Source organism: Halobacillus sp. ABR2_026 (assembly GCF_056158545.1).
On the sequence record NZ_JBSWTM010000001.1, the window covers coordinates 3,684,377 to 3,702,254 of the forward strand.

General features: G+C 46.5%; 17 protein-coding genes and 2 riboswitches. Of the genes, 2 read left to right on the top strand and 15 right to left on the bottom strand.

Features of this window, described 5'->3' with window-relative positions:
- Window positions 1-283: 283 nt before the first annotated feature.
- From ACXADE_RS18690 to ACXADE_RS18720, 7 genes are all read right to left on the bottom strand, one after another.
- Window positions 284-490 carry a hypothetical protein gene (locus ACXADE_RS18690; protein ID WP_474981927.1) on the bottom strand — a complete coding sequence of 69 codons (207 nt, stop codon included), beginning with the start codon at window positions 488-490 and terminating at the stop codon, window positions 284-286.
- Between the two features lie 78 nt (window positions 491-568).
- Complete coding sequence (locus tag ACXADE_RS18695; RefSeq protein WP_474981928.1) at window positions 569-2,008, bottom strand: aldehyde dehydrogenase family protein; 1,440 nt, start codon at window positions 2,006-2,008, stop codon at window positions 569-571.
- Window positions 2,005-3,072 (bottom strand): homoserine dehydrogenase, encoded by a 1,068-nt coding sequence (locus tag ACXADE_RS18700; protein ID WP_474981929.1) that lies wholly within the window; start codon window positions 3,070-3,072, stop codon window positions 2,005-2,007. Before ACXADE_RS18700 ends, ACXADE_RS18695 begins: the two co-directional genes overlap by 4 nt.
- Window positions 3,069-4,271 (bottom strand): M20 metallopeptidase family protein, encoded by a 1,203-nt coding sequence (locus ACXADE_RS18705; RefSeq protein ID WP_474981930.1) that lies wholly within the window; start codon window positions 4,269-4,271, stop codon window positions 3,069-3,071. Before ACXADE_RS18705 ends, ACXADE_RS18700 begins: the two co-directional genes overlap by 4 nt.
- Before the next feature lie 2 nt (window positions 4,272-4,273).
- Complete coding sequence (locus tag ACXADE_RS18710; protein WP_474981931.1) at window positions 4,274-5,467, bottom strand: cystathionine gamma-synthase family protein; 1,194 nt, start codon at window positions 5,465-5,467, stop codon at window positions 4,274-4,276.
- Window positions 5,448-6,422 (bottom strand): cyclodeaminase, encoded by a 975-nt coding sequence (locus ACXADE_RS18715; RefSeq protein ID WP_474982272.1) that lies wholly within the window; start codon window positions 6,420-6,422, stop codon window positions 5,448-5,450. Before ACXADE_RS18715 ends, ACXADE_RS18710 begins: the two co-directional genes overlap by 20 nt.
- A 13-nt stretch (window positions 6,423-6,435) precedes the next feature.
- On the bottom strand, window positions 6,436-7,638 hold the full coding sequence (locus tag ACXADE_RS18720; protein ID WP_474981932.1) for a M24 family metallopeptidase: 1,203 nt from the start codon (window positions 7,636-7,638) through the stop codon (window positions 6,436-6,438).
- 185 nt (window positions 7,639-7,823) lie between these two features.
- Between ACXADE_RS18720 and ACXADE_RS18725 the strand changes: the two genes are divergently transcribed.
- A complete protein-coding gene (locus tag ACXADE_RS18725) occupies window positions 7,824-9,053 on the top strand; it encodes a threonine synthase (RefSeq protein WP_474981933.1) in 1,230 nt (409 codons plus the stop codon).
- A gap of 85 nt (window positions 9,054-9,138) precedes the next feature.
- Here ACXADE_RS18725 and thiE read toward each other — a convergent pair whose 3' ends face one another.
- The 5 genes from thiE to thiW form a co-directional block, all read right to left on the bottom strand.
- Window positions 9,139-9,753, bottom strand: coding sequence for a thiamine phosphate synthase (gene thiE, locus ACXADE_RS18730; RefSeq protein ID WP_474981934.1), 615 nt, complete (start codon window positions 9,751-9,753; stop codon window positions 9,139-9,141).
- Window positions 9,750-10,508 carry a hydroxyethylthiazole kinase gene (thiM, locus tag ACXADE_RS18735; RefSeq protein WP_474981935.1) on the bottom strand — a complete coding sequence of 253 codons (759 nt, stop codon included), beginning with the start codon at window positions 10,506-10,508 and terminating at the stop codon, window positions 9,750-9,752. The genes thiE and thiM overlap by 4 nt, the downstream gene beginning before the upstream one ends.
- A complete protein-coding gene (thiD, locus tag ACXADE_RS18740) occupies window positions 10,505-11,311 on the bottom strand; it encodes a bifunctional hydroxymethylpyrimidine kinase/phosphomethylpyrimidine kinase (RefSeq protein WP_474981936.1) in 807 nt (268 codons plus the stop codon). The genes thiM and thiD overlap by 4 nt, the downstream gene beginning before the upstream one ends.
- Window positions 11,308-11,994, bottom strand: coding sequence for a thiaminase II (gene tenA / locus ACXADE_RS18745; RefSeq protein ID WP_474981937.1), 687 nt, complete (start codon window positions 11,992-11,994; stop codon window positions 11,308-11,310). The genes thiD and tenA overlap by 4 nt, the downstream gene beginning before the upstream one ends.
- A 42-nt stretch (window positions 11,995-12,036) precedes the next feature.
- A riboswitch (TPP riboswitch) is annotated at window positions 12,037-12,143 on the bottom strand.
- Between the two features lie 5 nt (window positions 12,144-12,148).
- Window positions 12,149-12,637, bottom strand: coding sequence for an energy coupling factor transporter S component ThiW (gene thiW, locus ACXADE_RS18750; RefSeq protein WP_474981938.1), 489 nt, complete (start codon window positions 12,635-12,637; stop codon window positions 12,149-12,151).
- A gap of 93 nt (window positions 12,638-12,730) precedes the next feature.
- Window positions 12,731-12,840, bottom strand: a riboswitch (TPP riboswitch).
- Window positions 12,841-12,952: 112 nt separating this feature from the next.
- On the opposite strand from thiW, the gene ACXADE_RS18755 reads away from it, so the two are divergent.
- The gene (locus tag ACXADE_RS18755; RefSeq protein ID WP_474981939.1) at window positions 12,953-13,489 is read left to right on the top strand and encodes a DUF3221 domain-containing protein; all 537 of its coding nucleotides are present in this window, start codon (window positions 12,953-12,955) and stop codon (window positions 13,487-13,489) included.
- Window positions 13,490-13,508: 19 nt separating this feature from the next.
- Here ACXADE_RS18755 and ACXADE_RS18760 read toward each other — a convergent pair whose 3' ends face one another.
- The 3 genes from ACXADE_RS18760 to asnB all read right to left on the bottom strand — a co-directional run bounded on the left by ACXADE_RS18760 (window position 13,509) and on the right by asnB (window position 17,873).
- Window positions 13,509-15,179 carry a PucR family transcriptional regulator gene (locus ACXADE_RS18760; protein ID WP_474981940.1) on the bottom strand — a complete coding sequence of 557 codons (1,671 nt, stop codon included), beginning with the start codon at window positions 15,177-15,179 and terminating at the stop codon, window positions 13,509-13,511.
- Window positions 15,180-15,195: 16 nt separating this feature from the next.
- Window positions 15,196-16,161, bottom strand: a complete 966-nt coding sequence (locus tag ACXADE_RS18765; protein ID WP_474981941.1) for a pyridoxal-phosphate dependent enzyme — start codon at window positions 16,159-16,161, stop codon at window positions 15,196-15,198.
- Between the two features lie 206 nt (window positions 16,162-16,367).
- Window positions 16,368-17,873, bottom strand: coding sequence for an asparagine synthase B (asnB, locus tag ACXADE_RS18770; protein ID WP_474981942.1), 1,506 nt, complete (start codon window positions 17,871-17,873; stop codon window positions 16,368-16,370).
- Window positions 17,874-17,878: the final 5 nt, after the last annotated feature.

Below are 17,878 nucleotides of genomic sequence, written 5' to 3' on the forward strand. Positions count from 1 at the left end.
TTAATCTTCACGTTTACTATTTGCATGAAAGCAAACAATATCCCTGAGAAGAAGTACCATTTACATACGACAGATTCTTGATATCAGCTTCCATATGATGGATCTGTTAAAGTGTTGATACTTCCAGGAAAGAGAATCCGTTTTCCTCAGCCCTCTTTCAAAAGGAGTATCTCGATAATCTTTTGCCACTCCTGTTCGAAGGATCCATATCAACAACATTTAACCCCCTCATAATAAAAAAGAACCTGAACGTCCACTGACGGACGTTCAGGTTACTGAAAGATTATTTAGTATGGCAGTCGGGGCAGCAGTGGCGGCAACCACTGACATCACTGTAAGTATGGGTCGCTTTTTCGATGGCACTTGCACAATCATCATGCCCGCCCAACTCTAATAAATTTTTCTCAAATGGCATAAAATCACAACCTTCAATATGGACCTCATGTTCTCCATCCGTCTGTTGGTTTTGATTCACAAAATATTGTGCCATTACATGACCTCCTTTTGAAGGAGGCTTTCCCTAACCAGTCCTCTGACAAACAGAACAATAGGACATGGGTTGATTTACTCAATCGTCAAGCTGAAAACATACGACTTTTTGTTCGGTCATGGATTCCATACTGAACCTCACACCTTCACGTCCGATTCCGGATCCTTTCGTTCCTCCGAACGGCATTTCATCAATCCGATAGTCACTTGAATCATTAATCATGATACCGCCGACGTCCATTTTTCTGATCGCTTTGAATGCCTGGTTAATATCGTTCGTGAATATTCCGGCATGTAGACCGTAATTGACGGCATTCGATTTTTGAATGGCTTCATCCAAATCATCGACAGCATCTACCATAACCACTGGTCCGAACACTTCTTCCTTCATGAGCTTAGCGTGAGCGGGCACATTCGTCATGAGGGTCGGCCTGTAAAAAGCCCCTTCACGCCTCCCACCCACTTCGACTTTCGCTCCCATATCCACTGCTTCTTCGACCCATTGCTCCACTCGGACCGCTTCTTTTTCATTGATCATCGGTCCCATATCTGTCCGCTCATCCATCTTATCACCGACTTGCAATGCTGCCGCCGCCGCTGCCAATCCATCCACGAAGGCAGGGTAGATATCCTTTTCTACAAATACCCTTTGCACCCCGATACAATTTTGACCAGCCGCTGAAAAGGCTCCAGAACAACAGGCGTGAACAGCTTTTGAAAGATCGGCATCTTTCAATACAATCACCGGCGAGTTCGATCCAAGCTCCATACTCACTTTTTTCGTCCCTGCTTTTTTCGTAATAGCCTCCCCTGCTTCGCTGCCCCCGGTGAAGGAAATCATCCGTACGGCGGGGTGAGTGATCAAAGCATCCCCGATTTCTCTCCCTGAACCTGTAACAACCGATAAAAAACCAGCAGGGAGACCCGCTTCTACAAATGCTTCGGCAAGTTTCAATGCACTCAAAGGGGTAGCTGAGGCAGGTTTAACGACAATGGCATTACCTGCAGCAATAGCAGGACCTATTTTATGGGCGACTAAGTTGAGAGGGTCATTGAAAGGAGTGATGGCTCCTACGATCCCTACAGGGAACCTCTGGTAATACCCGACTCTTTTTTCGCTTCCAGGGTTTTGATCAAAGTTAATGGTTTCTCCTTTCATGCGTCTCGCTTCTTCGGCACTGATACGAATGGTTTGGGTGGCACGTGAAACCTCTGATCGTGCTTCTGAAATCGTTTTACTACCCTCTCGTGCCAAGGTTACTGCAAAATCCTCAGCGTTTTCCTCCATATAATCCGACACTTTGCTAAGAATCCGAATCCTTTCATGAGTCGGAATGGGATCCAGATGATGGAACATCCGTTCAGCCGCTTCTACAGCTTCTAACATCTCCTCTCGGGTAGCTGCTGGGACAACTGCTTCTACTTCACCATTTTGAGGATTGCTTACTTCAAAATTGTCTGAACCCGTGCGCCACTCTCCACCGATAAGCATTTTATATGTTTTTACCTTCGTCGTCATGAATGACTCCCTCCTCCCACTTTGATGATCCCCAAGTTTTTGTGGGCGTGAACCAAATCAATTAATAAAGAAAAACCTGTTTCTTTCAAACCTGCACCAGCCCCTGTAAGCATGATCGGGCCTGACAAATCACATTCATAGACAATAGCGTTTGTCGCTCCAGTAATGCCGGCCAGTATATCATCTCCTCGAATCCGCTCAGGTCTTACGGATGCTTTAACAATCCCTCTGTCTTGTTGAATACGGGCGAGGAGCTTCCATTTCTCCCCTTCTTTTGCTGCTTCTTGAATATCCTCCGCCGTTATCCCCGTTATCCCCTCACAAAAAATTTCATCGGGATCGATGTGGACACCAAAAACATGATTGGATAAAATTGCTGCTTTATACCTTACATCGTATCCCTCAAGGTCGCTCGTCGGATCAGCTTCAGCATATCCAAGTGACTGCGCCTTTTCCAACGCATCATTTAACGTCATTCCACTCTCCATGGACGTCAGAATATAGTTGGTCGTCCCATTCAATATCCCTCTGATTTCCTTGATCTCATTCCCAGCCAAAGTTTCAAGAGGAAGTCTTAAAGCAGGCGTTCCACTCATGACGGTTCCCTCAAAACCAAAAAAGACATGATGACGTTCAGCTTTTTCGATCAGTTCTTGATAGGCGAGAGCGACAGGTCCTTTGTTCGTAGTAATCACACTTTTTCCCGTTTCGAAAGCACGGTGACAATGGGTAAGGGCAGGCTCACCAGACTTCACATCCGTGTAAGTCACTTCCATAATGACATCGGCGCACGATTTCTCTATCGTTTCAATACTCCCCCAGCCTTTAACCGTTTCTTGGGAGGAAGGATAAGTCTCAACAGACCCCGTTTTTCTGACACATTCCAAAAGTTTAGGGATGTTCAGTCCTCCCGGCTGGTATACAGACCCTTTCATTACATCAGAAACGGCAACAATTTCTATGTCCATGCCGTAATTCTGCTGCATTTCTTTTTGTTTAGCTTCGACTATTTCCGCAAACGCCTGACCTACTCCTCCGAATCCGATCATGGCTACTTTCATCATTGTTCAATCCCTCCCTGCTCAAGTATCCGATAAGCACTTTGCAGTAGAACCCGCACACCGATCGGCATCGATCGTTCGTCGATGTCGAAATCAGACTGATGAAGGCTCCTTTCTCTACCCAATCCACATCCGAGAAAAAACATAGCCCCCGGGACCTTTCTCGTGAAATGACTGAAATCTTCACTCCCCATACCAAAGGGCTCTTCATACACTTGTAAATCCTTCGCCACTTCCAAAAATACACGATTGATCCGAGGGTCATTGATTAATGAAGGTTCCCCCTGGTCAATTCGCAACGTATACTCGCCACCAAGGGCTGTGATTACGTTAGCAGCCTGATGAAGTTCTCTGCTCAAACTCTCTCTTACATTGTCTTTGTAAGACCTTAGGGTTCCTTTTATATCCACCCAGCTTGGAATGACGTTACTGGCATCACCAGCATGTACCTGACCAACACTGATCGTTCCCACTTCAAGCGGGTTAGTCTTCCGTCCGTTAAGACTGTATAAGATTTGAAGGAGGGTGGTGGCCATCCAAATCGGGTCCTTAACATGCTGCGGATATCCTGCATGCCCGCCAACCCCTTGTATTCTCAAATGAAACTCATCGTTATTCGCCATGCTCGGCCCATCATTCCACTGCAGTTCATTCGTCTTCTTCCAAGGGCACATGTGAAGAGCCATGACGGCATCCAGACGATCCAGTTTCCCTGAAGCCAACATTTTTACGGCCCCCGTTTCTCCCTTTTCATCACACGCTTCTTCTGCAGGTTGGAAGATGAGCTGGATGGTTCCCTGAAAACGGCCGGCTTTTGCATCTTCCGCAACCAATTGAGCGATGCCGAGTAAAATCGATAGATGCGCATCATGACCACAAGCATGCATGACGCCTGGATGCTTGGAAGCCCAGGGGGCGCTCGATTCCTCCACAATCGGTAAAGCATCCATATCCGCGCGTATCCCTACGACCGGCCCCTCTCCACAAGTCACGGAAGCAATAATGCCATGGCCGCCAACATTTTTCTCTATGACAAAAGTTTGCAGGCTGCTCAGGACCTCTACAATTTTTTCACTCGTCCGCCTTTCCTGGAAGCTGAGTTCAGGAAAAGCGTGAAAATCTCTCCGCCATTCCACAAGGAAATCCATAAGCTGACCGGCCCGTTGGATGAGGTCATATTTTTCACCTTTCCCATCTCCCATCCTTACTTCTCAGCATAGGCGGGTAAAGATTGAAAGGCCTGAGAAAGATCCTGTTTCAAATCTTCGATATCTTCGATGCCTGCGGAGTAGCGGATTAAGCCTTCTGGGATCCCCATAGCCGCTCGCTCTGCAGGTGTACACTCCACATGGCTCGTCGTCCTTGAAGGTCCTACCACAGTCTCTACAGATCCAAGATTGGCGGCACGATTGGCATATTGAAGTTTGGGTAACAAGTCTCGCACCGTCTCCACTCCGCCTTTAACAGCAAAGCTCAGCATCCCTCCGAAACCTCTCATTTGCTGCTTGGCAATATCATGATGAGGATGGGTTTCCAAGCCCGGATAATAAACGGCTTCCACTTGATCAAAGGAGTGCAAATGCTCGGCTATGGCTGCTGCATTTGCATTCTGCTTCTCTACTCGGAGTTGCAGTGTTTTCATGCCCCTCAACAGCAGGTAGGCAGCCATCGGGTCAAGAGTGGCTCCATTAATCTCCCGGTAATGATAAATGGCCTCAACAAGACCCTTTCTACCACAGACCGCCCCGCCTAATGCATCTGCATGACCTCCGAGGAACTTCGTCGCACTATGGATGACAAGATCGGCCCCGAGATCCAACGGGTTTTGATTGACCGGTGTAGCAAAAGTATTATCCACGACCACTGTGGCACCAACAGCTTTACCTGCGGCTGCCATCCGCTTAATGTCAGTGATTTTCACGGTCGGGTTCGTTGGGCTTTCCAGGTAAAGGACTTTACACCCTTTCGCCACTTCTGCTTCAAGCGCTTCATGATCCCCTGTATCACAAAGCACGACATCCACTTTCTGTTTTGGCAGAAATTCTGTAAAGATTTTATTCGTGCCTCCATACGTGTCTTTGATGGATACGACACGATCTCCCGGAAACAGAAGAGTACCAAGTGTATTGCTGATCGCAGCCATCCCTGTTGAGAAACTGGTCGCTGCTTCTGCATTTTCAAGAATGCGGATTTTTTCTTCGAAAGCCTGTACGGTAGGATTCGTATTCCGGCCATAAATGTGGCCCGGCTTATTGCCGACCGCTACTTCATACCATTCATCCATATCGTCATAACCGAAAGATACACTGTGTACGACAGGTACCTGTGTAGCACCGAAGGCAAGCTGCTCTTTCTCTCCTGCCCAAATCGATTTTGTACTAAATTTCGCTTCGTTCATGTGTAACGCCCTCCCTGATTAATAATCGTTGGTATACTTCTCTTGCAATTGCGGTGTCCTGCACACCGGTTCCTGTAAGGTCACAAATGGTCACCTCATGATCTGTCTTCCTAAACGTACGTCTTCCACTTGTAATTTCTCCGATTTCTATGGCACGTTCCTGTTCTGTTGGAGATTGACGCAGCTCGCCCAGACGGAGGGATTGCGCTTTAAGATCACACACAATGACATCCGCTCTTTCCATCGATGAAGGATGAAGTTCCTGTTTATGCTCTGCATCTGAGCCCATAGCGGTAACATGCAGACCGGGACGCATCCACTCCCCGTGAATTAATGGTACGCGTGACGGAGTCGTGGTTACGACAAGATCACTGTACTGCAGGACCTCTTCCACTGAATGACAGACGGCCACCTCGACTCCCAACTTTTGTTCGACTTCTTTTTTATAACCTAACGCTTTCGAGGGATCTCTTCCGAAAACGAATACCTGCTCGATCGGGCGGACCAGGGTGAGAGCGTCAAGCTGGAGACGGGCCTGTGCGCCTGTTCCGATGATGCCTGCCGCACGACTGCCTTTCCTGCTCCCATATTTTGCAGCAACGGCTCCTGCTGCAGCGGTTCGAAGATCGGTCAATCTCCCTTCATCTGCCAATACAGCCAGCGGCTCCCCTGTATGGCTGTGTATAAGGATCATAAGCCCATTAGCACTCGGCAGCCCTTTGGAAGGATTATTGAAAAAACCGGAAGACAATTTGACGGCAAAGCTGTCTTCCCCTTTCACATAAGAGGATTTGATATCTACTTCTCCGTTTTGATCCGGTACATCGATCCGCATGATTGGCGGCACATTCGTTTCCTTTTCCACCAGGGCGGCAAACGCTTCTTCTATTTTTTGTATCAGGTCTGTATCCAGACGGATCACTTTTTCGATTTCATTTTTAGAAAATAATCGGATGGAAAAAACCCCCTCAACTGATCTGACCGCTCAAATCCATATGGTCTCTTATAATTAATTCCGGCGGGTAAGTGGTAAACCGTTCACTGCCTGACTCTGTAACCCTGAAGGTTTCGCTGATTTCTATTCCGTCTGTATCGAACCACAGGGCAGGAATCAGATGGAACGTCATATTAGGCTCCAAAACCGTTGTATCTCCTTTGCGAATGCTGGCCGTGTGCTCTCCCCAATCCGGTGGATAGTTCAATCCAACGGAATAACCCAACCGTGCTTCTTTTTCAAACCCATGCTTTTTAATACTGTTTCGCCACACTTCTTCCAATTCACCGCAAGTCACCCCTGGTTTTGCAAATGCAAGCACTTCGTGAACTCCTTCTAAAACGACAGGGGCGACCTGTTTCATTTTTTCGTTAGGTTCACCAATGGACACCGTTCGGGCCAGAGGGACGTGGTATCGTTTGTAACAACCGGCAAGTTCAATAATCACAGCGCTGCCTTTCACAAATGGACGGTCTGACCACGTGAGATGCGGGATAGATGTATGATCGCCTGTTGGCAAGAGTGGAACAATTGCCGGATACTCCCCTCCGAATTCAGGTGTACCTCTGACCATGTGATAATAGATTTCTGCTGCTGTATCGCATTCCCTCACCCCTGGATGAATGCTTTCCACTCCTTTTGTCATGGCCACATCTGCAATTTGCGCCGCTCGTTTCATGTATTCAATTTCCTGGTCGGACTTCACGATACGTACGCGGTTCACCAACAGGTCAGCGGATGTGAATTCAGCATTCGGCAACCCTCTTTTCAATCGCTCCAACGCCTTGGCTGTAAAATAATAGTGATCCATTTCTACACCGATCTTGCGTTTTCCCTGACCGATTTGAAGCAGAATATCAGCTATAAAATCCATAGGGTGATGAACTTCTGAGTGGACGTAATAATCCGGATAGGCAATGACATTTTCATCATAAATCCACGTCGTGACTCGTGCGCCGTTGGCATCCTGGTAACGCCCGATCCACAGCGGCTGCGGTTCATCAATAATGATCACAAGCATTTGGTGCACATAAAAAGACCAGGCGTCATAACCAGAAAGGTAATTCATGTTCGCCGGGTCTGTAATCAAAAGCACGTCAATTCCCTGATCAGCCATACGCTCCTTCGTAGCCTGTAAACGCTGGTGATACTCTAAAATGTCAAAAGGAAGAACCATTTCATCCCCTCCGCGCTATTTGTCTGAATTTTTAAACGACTATACATTCATTGTATTCGAAGATTTTTTTTCTTGTAATGTAAAAAGTGTATGAAGTTTTGAAATTGTCCTTAATACAATGTGGAAGCGATCGCCTTTTGTTCATGTTAAGATACGGGTATCCAAGCTAAGAGGAGGAGATGAACATGCCTTACAGTTACTTGTCTCATTTGTACTGCCCGAAATGTGAAGAAACGTATGACCCGGTGAACGCTCACCACCTTTGCACCTGTGGATCACCTCTGCTTGTAGACTATGATTTGAATGAATTAAAGAAATCATGGTCTCCTGATGATTTGAAAGAAAGAAATCCTGACCTCTGGCGTTACCATGAACTGCTGCCACTCCAAGACCCTGTCCACAAAACTTCATTGGGAGAGGGCATGAGCCCTTTGCTTCCCCTCCCTTGCCTTCAGTCAGATATGAATATTCAAACCTTGCATATGAAAGATGAAGGAACCATCCCTACCGGCTCATTCAAAGCGCGCGGAGCAGCCGTCGGGGTTTCGAGAGCAAAAGAACTCGGGATCCAACACATCGCGATGCCCACGAATGGGAATGCAGGAGCCGCATGGTCCTTGTATGCTTCAAGAGCATCTATGAAGTCCACCATCGTCATGCCGGTGGATGCCCCTAAGATTACCCGCAACGAATGTGCCGTTTCAGGTGCTGACCTTTTTCTTGTAAACGGACTGATCAGCGATGCCGGGAAGATGGTCGCAGAAGCCGTGAAAGAATCAGATCTTTACGATGTATCTACATTGAAGGAGCCTTATCGGATCGAAGGAAAGAAAACAATGGGACTTGAAATAGCCGAACAATTGAAGTGGAACCTCCCGGATGTCATCCTCTATCCGACAGGCGGGGGTGTAGGATTGATTGGAATTTACAAGGCGTTCAAAGAGCTTCAGGAACTTGGGTGGATTTCCAAGGACAAAATGCCAAGGCTTGTGGCTGTCCAATCCGATGGATGTGCCCCTATCGTCGAAGCCTGGCAGCATGGAAGAAGGGAATCAACCTTCTGGAAAAACTCCAAAACGACAGCTTTTGGTATCAATGTCCCGAAAGCCATCGGTGATTTCCTTGTCCTTGAAGCTTTGTATGAGACCGATGGATGTGCAGTATCCGTAAGCGACGAAGACCTTTTGGAAGAACAAAAAACGGTCGCTCAAAAGGAGGGCGCATTTGTCTGCCCAGAAGGAGCCGCTGCGTTTTCTGCCGCACGCAATCTCCGCGCTGATGGATGGATCTCCTCAACAGATGAAGTGGTTGTGCTCAATACGGGTGCCGGCATCAAATACCCTGATACCATACAAATGGATATCCCGACTCTCCAACCGGAAGATCGTTTGAACGATCAAAAAATCAACAATTGAACTTTACAGCCTATTCGCAAACGATGCATACATAGGCCATAGACAGAAAAAAGGAACGCATGGCCTATGCGTTCCTTTTTTCTGTCTATATGGAGTTTACTGCAGCAGCGATGTTTTCTGCCTGGGTGATCGCTGAAATGACAGCCACCCCATCCGCCCCTGCTTCGATCACTCTTGCGGAATTCCCAGGGTGTATCCCTCCGATCCCTACTACCGGCAGGTCCGGATGTCGTTCCTTTACAACTTTCACCCACTGTGGTCCCACGACCGGGCTGGCATCTGACTTTGTATTCGTTTCATACATAGGGCCAATACCTAAATAATCAATATGGTCAATGGGACTGGATGCTAACTCAGAGCGATTGGATACCGAGAGTCCAATGATTGTTTCAGGAAATTTCGACCGGATTTCCTCTACGCTCCGATCATCCTGACCAACATGGATTCCATCTGCCTTCAGGGCATCAAATAACTCGACATCATCATTGACGATGAACAACACTCCCGCTTCCGCGCATCGCTGACGAAGCTTATGCCCGAGGCTGTACTTCGCCTCTCCCGACAACGCGCCTTCCCCTTTTTCTCTGTATTGAAAGCAAGTAATACCTGCTTTAAGTGCCTCATCCAAAATAGTCAAAGGGTCACGTTCACAGTTTTGACTCCCCATAATAAAGTATTTTCTTAGTTTTTCAGCATTCATGAATCTTCATCCTTTGCCAGGGCATCTATAAAACGCGGGAGAAAAGTGCCAGGCCCCCCGACATCGGGATGGGAGGCCGCCTGCTCCGCTGCCCATCCATAATGGCTGAGTATAGCAAGCACTTTTTCTAACGGGCGGCCTTCGACTGATAAACCTGCGGCCAGCAGAGATCCTAACAAACAACCAGAACCTGTAACTTGCGCAAGGTAAGGATGTCCCGTTTCATTGTAAGAGAGTTCCCCATCGATACACACGACATCTTTCTTCCCTGTACATACGGCACCTGTCTGATATTGTTCCGCCACCCGTCGGACGATGGACTCTTGATCCGACGCTTCTGAGGAATCCACCCCTTTTGTTTCAACGTTTACACCGACGAGATGGGCAAGTTCACCCGCATTCCCCTTAATGACTGTCGGGCTAACTTCCTTCAGAATTTTTTTACAGACTGTGGACCGATAGGAAGTCGCTGGGGCACCCACAGGATCAAGTACGACAGGGATCCCAGACTCATTCGCTACTTTCCCTGCGAGTATCATCGCCTCAACCTGCTCCTCATGCAACGTACCGATATTTAATAAAAGACCTTGAGATAAACGGGTGATATCTGGAGCATCCTGCTTTGCGTTGGCCATGATTGGAGATCCTCCAAATGCCAACAGGCCGTTTGCTGTAAAGTTCATGACCACTGCATTCGTCATATTATGAATGAGCGGCCGCTGTTCTCTTACTTGTTGGATGACGTGATTTTTCATGGTTGATTAACCTCCTTACGTAGGGCAAAATGATTCGTCGGCCCGTTTCCTTTCCCTAAATCAAAGGAGTAACGGATGGCCTCGGTTACGAATTGCTTCGCTTCTTTAACGGCCTGAGGAAGCGGGTAGCCTTGACTTAAATACGCTGTAATGGCAGCAGAATACGTACAACCGGTGCCATGAGTGTTGGAAGAATCGATGCGTTCAGCCTCAAATTCATAAAATTGCTTACCATCATACAGAAAATCGATCGCTCTTCCTTTAAGGTGGCCCCCTTTGATCAAGGCAGCTCCAGCCCCGAATTCCTTCACGATGACTTCAGCTGCTTCTTTCATATCCGCTTCTGTCGCAATATCTCCCCCGACCATCACTTCCGTTTCGGGAAGGTTCGGGGTGACAAGGGCTGTCTGCGGCAAAAGATATTCTTTTAAATAACGCTGATCTTCTCTTTCTATCAATGGATCGCCACTTTGAGCGACCATGACCGGATCCATCACATATGGAGCATCCAGATCTGACAGCCATCCACTAATGACTTTCATCATTTTTTTATTCGCGATCATTCCCGTTTTTAATGCATGCACAGGCATATCCTCCGACACGGCCCTTAATTGGCTTTCTATGAATTCTTCAGGCAGGTGATGGACATCTTTGACCCCCGTCGTATTTTGTGAAACAACGGAAGTGACGACACTCATTCCATAGCTTTTCAACTCCTGAAATGTTTTCAAATCTGCTTGAACCCCGGCGCCTCCGCTCGGATCTGTACCGGCAATCGTCAAAGCACAGGACACGTCCCTCATCGTACTCCCTCCTTTTCACAAGGCCACTGTTCCTCGGTGTAAGCCATTTCCCAAAAGGCATATTCCAACTGGCAGCTTTTCCTGAAGGCTTCTCTCATCCGCTGCTTTTCAACTTCTGAAGCGTCTTCCGCGTATGCATCCAGACGTTCACACAACACGCTGGTGAGGCTTTTCACATCCGCATCGGCATAAAATTGGATCCATGGATAAAAAGGATGGCCGTCGTCAGGTTTGAATGTTTCCATCAATTCAACACCGATCTCGTAATACGTCCACGGGCATGGGAGCAAAGCGGCCAAAATTTCTCCAATGCCGCCATGATGAGCATGGTAGAGCATATGCTTGATATAATGATCCGCGGTCGGAGGCAGTGGAAAGCCTTGAAGTTCTTCGTAAGGAACGCCGATCTGTTCACAAAAGTTGTTGTGAGGATGAACTTCACTGTTCAGCACAAAATCGATTTGTTCGTTAAAAAGTTGAATATCTCTCCGATCCGTAGACTTAGAAATAGCTATTCCATAAACATGCATAAAGGCATTCAAATACTCATAATCAGCTTTGATGTAATGAGTCAAAGCATGTTTCGTGACTTCTCCCTTTCCGATTCCCTGAATGAAAGGGTGATTGAAAATGGCTTGATAAACATCCTGGTTTTCTCTTCTTATTTGGTTGGAAAAAGACATGGTAGAGCCTCCTATTATTATCGGAAGCTACTAGAGGACAGTAGAGGACTAATACTACTTCCCTCCGCCGGCATGACCCGGATCAGGTAGTAAGGGACCAAGGAAAATGATCCTTATCTCAGCGATTACTCGCGCCCCTAGCAGTTTCCGTGTATTATGGTTGTAAGATCATATTTTCCTTTTTGACGCGTGATAGAATGAAAGAAGCAATTAACGCTCCAGAAACACTACTCACGAGGAACGATGGAAGGAAGGTTAATGCACCTGCACCACTTCCCATCAGAGCATGTGCAATCGGTACTGAAACGAATGCCCCGATGACGCCGGTACCAAGTACTTCACCAATCACCGCAGACCTCTTTTTCTCATAAATCCGATAACAAATTCCAGCAAGTAGAGCACCGAACATTCCGCCCGGAAAAGCTAGAATCGTGCCTAGCCCCAGTAGAAAACGCAGCATACCAATAACAAAAGCGATAGTGACCGCCGGAACAGGACCAAGCACCACTGCCGCGATCACATTTACAGCATGCTGTACAGGATAAGCTTTGGCTATCCCTGCAGGGAACCAGAGAAGCTGTGCGCCGATCGTCCCCATGGCGACAAGGACAGCCATCGTAGTGAGCACCTTCGTATTTTTCATAGGTCACCTCCCTCTTTGAAAGAAGCTGAACAGGTTATAACAAAAAAGCCAGATCCTTAGAGGACCTGGCCTGGTATGCAGTAAGTCGATACATGTATCGTCAGACTACTTCCCTCCGCTGGTATTAACCAGATCAGGTTCATAAGAGTCGGAAAGTTTGTCTACTTTCCTCTCAGCCTATTCAGGCCCCCCTAGTAGTTTCATAAATCTATTCGCTTGTTGATTATCATCATAACAAAGTTGGATGTTTCTGTCATGTGAAACTTTCTCTACCATTCAAACGTCTTCATAAAGTAGAAAAGGAGTGTGGGAAACATGAAAATCATAGGGATGCTTGGAATGTCGATCATCATTTCTTTTTTTCTCAGTAGTTGCGGCCTTTTATCAAAAACGGAACCAGTGGATGTAGAGGAAGTGGATGCTGAAACTGCTGCTCCTGATATAAGCGGGTTCGTCATGGCCCAGGAAGAGGACAGACTTCTTGTTGTCACCCCAATGAATGATGGATCTAAGGATGAAGGACGAGCCATGTGGGTATCCGATGTGCCTGAAGGCCAATGGGTGGGAAAACAAGTGGAAGTCTGGGTGGATGGGGCGATTGCTGAATCTTATCCTGAACAAGCAGCGGCAGAAAAAGTGCTGGAGCTTGAAATGAGTGAAGTCCAAGGGGCAGACATGAAAGCATCTGAAGCTTTGTCCACAGCCTTATCTGAAAAAGGGCAGGCCCAGACCGAAGTTCTCATTGTTTCTTTACTTTCCTTTGATGAAGAAACCGACCAGTGGACGATTACACTTGATCAAAGGGGAACAGGACAGGAGAAGTGGAAAACCACCGTTAAGGATCAAAAATAGAGCGCCATCCCTGGGCGCTCTAGGCATCTACTTTTTTCAGGATCCACAGCCTTACACTCAGCTCCAGTAAAAAGAGATCATCCGCATTCAGAAGGGACAAGCCCGTCAAATGCTCAATATTTCTCAGTCTGTGAAGCAGAGATTGACGGTGAAGGTTAAGGGCACGAGCTGTCTGACTGACATTGCTGTTGTATTTATTATAGACCATAAACGTATGGATCAATTCTGTCTGCCTCTTCTGATCATAATCAATCAGCTTCTCTAGAGTATCCGATACGATGGTGCCGATTTCCTCTTCATGGGACAGGGCCATCAGTAACCGATTCATTCTCGTATCACTGAAAAATGTCCGTTCACCCTCCTCATGCTGCTGACCAATTTTCAATGCCGTCGCTGCTTCTTCATAACTTTTATGAAAGACCTGGTAGCCTCCTTTATGACAGGAGATTCCCCAACTGATTGTAATCCCCTTCAACAGCTCATGAAGTCTCCGCTCAATCAAATCCAGAAACTGATTCGCAATTTCTTCAAAGTCCGGACGGTCCGTTTCTAAATAAACGATCACTTCACCTTCATCAAACGTCGTCATCGTACGCCTTTGGAGAGTATCTCCTGCGTGGGTGATTTCCTTTTGAATATAATAATTCCGGCTGTTGATCGAGGAAGACTTCACATGGGATCTTGTGGCATTCGGTTTCTCTTCTTCCGCAGGAACGAAACGAATATGACCGACCAGGCAGATGTACGGTTTCTCTAAATCATAACCGAGGAGCTGTGCCTTCGACAAAAGCGCCCGATCCATTTCCTTATCCTGCTTTGCTAAGTCTAATAAAAAGTTGTCTTTCAGCCGTATTTCCGTCATTTCAATCGCGTTTTCTTTTACAAAATAAAGGGCGCAGGCTGTGAGGGCATGTTCTAAAATATGGAGATTCACCCAGTTCAAATCTTTTTCATCCTCGGGCTTAAAAAGGATATATCCCTGCTTTTTATAGTTCGATAAAATTGTCAGCTGATAGCATTTTTGATCTTTAAACTCATAGGTTTCAATGTAATGACACAGGGGGTGATCACTCTCCAGTTGCGTTTGGACGAGAACCCCCTCCTTCGAAGGCTCATTCCCATTCAGAATATCAATATAGTAACGATCGAAATACTGATTGGACCGGACCTGTTTGTTATGATCACTGATGGCTGTGGGGATACCTGTTGTTTGATAAACAATGGTAGTGATCTCCTGAAGCCCTTTCCCATTTAGGACACAGTTGATCAATTCCTGACGTATTTCTTCTGTCCGTTGCTGCTCATTCTGCTTTTCCTTACTGATTAGCCGTAATACATCCTGCAGAATATCCCCAAAGCGGATCTCCCATGGTATTTCCATGACGATCAATTTATGTTCCTCAGCAAGCTTCAACACCCGGTCCGGAATTTTATACAGATGACGTCCTGTGGCAAATGCGAGAATGGATGCTTCCGAACGAATGACATCTTTCACATACTCTTCGAGTGCAAGAACATCGTCTGCACACCCTACTCCTGTACTTAAAACAAACTCATTGTTCCTCACAAAGTTCTCTACAGGTGTTTCAATGACAGATATCCAGTCCACCTCGCGCTCATACAATTCTGTCTGAACTTTCGCCTGTTGGAATACTGGAAGTTTCAAAACCTCTTCCACCGCAACCCCCATCTCCACTCCTCCCCGCTTACGAATTAACAATGAGTCCTTGAACAACCTCATGGTCGATATTGTTCCCACTCATGATGACCACGACCTTCTGATCTATCCGGGAACTCCTGTGAAGAAGGTGTCCCACACAAGTCGCAGCAGCTCCTTCCACGACCATTTTATGATGTTCAAGGACAAAGAGCAGTCCTTCCTCAATTTTCGATTCTTCTATTAAGACACCTTCATCCATATACTTTTGAGTCATCGGAAAGGTGAACCGATTGTCCGTTCCGATTCCTCCGAGCAAACTATCGGCCAATGTAGGCTGTTCCTCGAGGATGACCGGCTTTCCATGGCGGAGACTCTCCTGCATGACTGCCCCTTTTTCCATCGTTACACCGGTAACATGGATAGAAGAATCTATAGATTTCATTACAAAAGCAATTCCTGATAACAGCCCTCCTCCAGATAAAGGGATCACGACTTCATCCACACCCGGACACTGTTCCATAATTTCCAGAGCAATCGTTCCCTGACCTGCAATGATAGCCCGATCATCGAAAGGCTTGATCACTGTCTTTCCTTCCACTCGTTCCAATTCACTACATCTTGCTTCCGCATCATCCTGACTCTTCCCGACCACCTCCACCGTTGCGTTTAGATCTTCCAAACGATTCACTTTCGCTTTGGGAACACGATCGGATATACAGACGGTACAAGGAATTCCCAGCTTGTCAGCTACATAAGCTACCGATATGCCATGGTTACCTGTCGAGAACGTCGTCACCCCTTTTTCCAAATCCTCCTGGTCGAGAGTCAGCATTTTATTCGCCGCCCCTCTGAGTTTGAAAGAACCGGTGGGATGGGTATGTTCAAGTTTCAGATGAATACGCGCCCCTGTATGTTTTGAAAGCGGATCTGAATAAAAGAGCGGGGTAGGTTTGACGAGGGAATCGATTCTCTTCTTCGCCTGCCACACTTCCCTGAGAGAAAGGCTGATCATCCTATATTTCCCCTTTCTGATATGGATGTTTTCGTTTTGAATTTTCAGTTATTTTAATTATAGTGGAACATCCCCCTGTAATAAAAGATAAAAGTCATTTTTACCCACAATTGCCAGACAGATCAGAGCGGCGTCTACTACAACAGTGAGCGCCCTGAACGAGTCCAAAAAAAAGAACAGATGCACAAGACATCTGTTCTTGGAAATCATGCCGTCGCCCATTTGCCAACGGTATGAAGCATTTTTTCTTTTGGAAAATGATTTCTGAAAATCTGATAATAGAACATTTCCTGTTTAGAACGAATAGAGACGGGCGCCTCTTCCTGAAGATTTTGGAAATCTCCATCTGTAATTGTCCGTTCTGCATGTATATCAAGGAGGTCCAAAGCGCCGCTCCCTTCGGAGAACTCTGCCTTTTTGCGCCATAACACTTCGTCAGGAATAATACCGTCAAATGCTTTTCGAAGCATCCATTTTTCCATACGGTCTTTTTTATGCACTTTCAATCCGGCAGGAATTTGTAAGGCATTATCAACGACATCCAAATCGAGAAAAGGAACGCGCAGCTCAATGGAGTGAGCCATGCTCATACGGTCCGCCCGCTGGAGGTTTACATGATGAAGAGTGTTCAGCACACGGATGATTTCTTTATTCATAGATGCGGTGTCCTGATATTTTTCCATGTAGGCATAACCGGCAAATAGCTCGTCAGCACCTTCTCCGGATAAGATGACTTTGACATGTTCAGCTGCCAGTTTAGAAACAAAGTAGTTAGGAATGGCACTCCGTACAAGAGAAGGCTCGTAAGACTCCAAGTGATAGATGACATCAGAAACAGCCTCGATCAATTCTTCTTCCGTATAGATATATTCATAGTGTTCTGTGCCTAAAGCTTCCGCAACAATCCGGGCATTTAGGATATCCGCACTCCCTTCAGAACCTACACAGAATGATTTCAATGGTTTGTCCGTCCCTTTGTGCTTTTCAGCAAGTGCCGCGATGAGACTGCTGTCTAACCCTCCGCTGAGAAGAACACCCACTTCAACATCCGCTATCAATCGCTTTTGAACAGCTTCCTGCATCGTTTGTTGAATGGAAGTAAACACTTCACTCATTTCATCTTGTGTGTAGGATTGATCTGGGGACTGGATTTTCCGATAACAAACAAATCCCTCTTCAGGTGTAAAGTAGTGTCCGTGTGGAAACTCTTTCGCTTCTTCCACAAAGGATTCAATCGCTTTTAATTCAGATGAAAATACATACTGACCACTACTGTCCTCTCCGTAATAAAGCGGTTTGATTCCAAGGGTATCCCGTGCCACAACAAAGGAATGATTTTCTTCATCAGCAATGAAGAAAGCGAACATCCCATCCAGCTGATCAATCGCTTCCGGCCCTTGTTGTTCTACTAATTTCAAAGCGACTTCACTATCAGAATGGGTTAGAAAAGAAACATCCTCTTCTAAAGATTTTTTAATAGACTTGTAATTATAAATCTCCCCATTACAGACAATCCAGCGTTTTTCATCGGCTGTATTGATCGGTTGAATGCCGTCATCAAGACCGATGATCGACAAGCGTCGGTGCCCCAGATGAATCCGATCGCTAACGACGGATTTCCCCTCGTCCGGACCACGATGGTACAACAGACCCAGTACATCCTCCATTTGATTTTCACTCATCTCTCCTTGAGAAACGAAAATTCCACACATAGTTA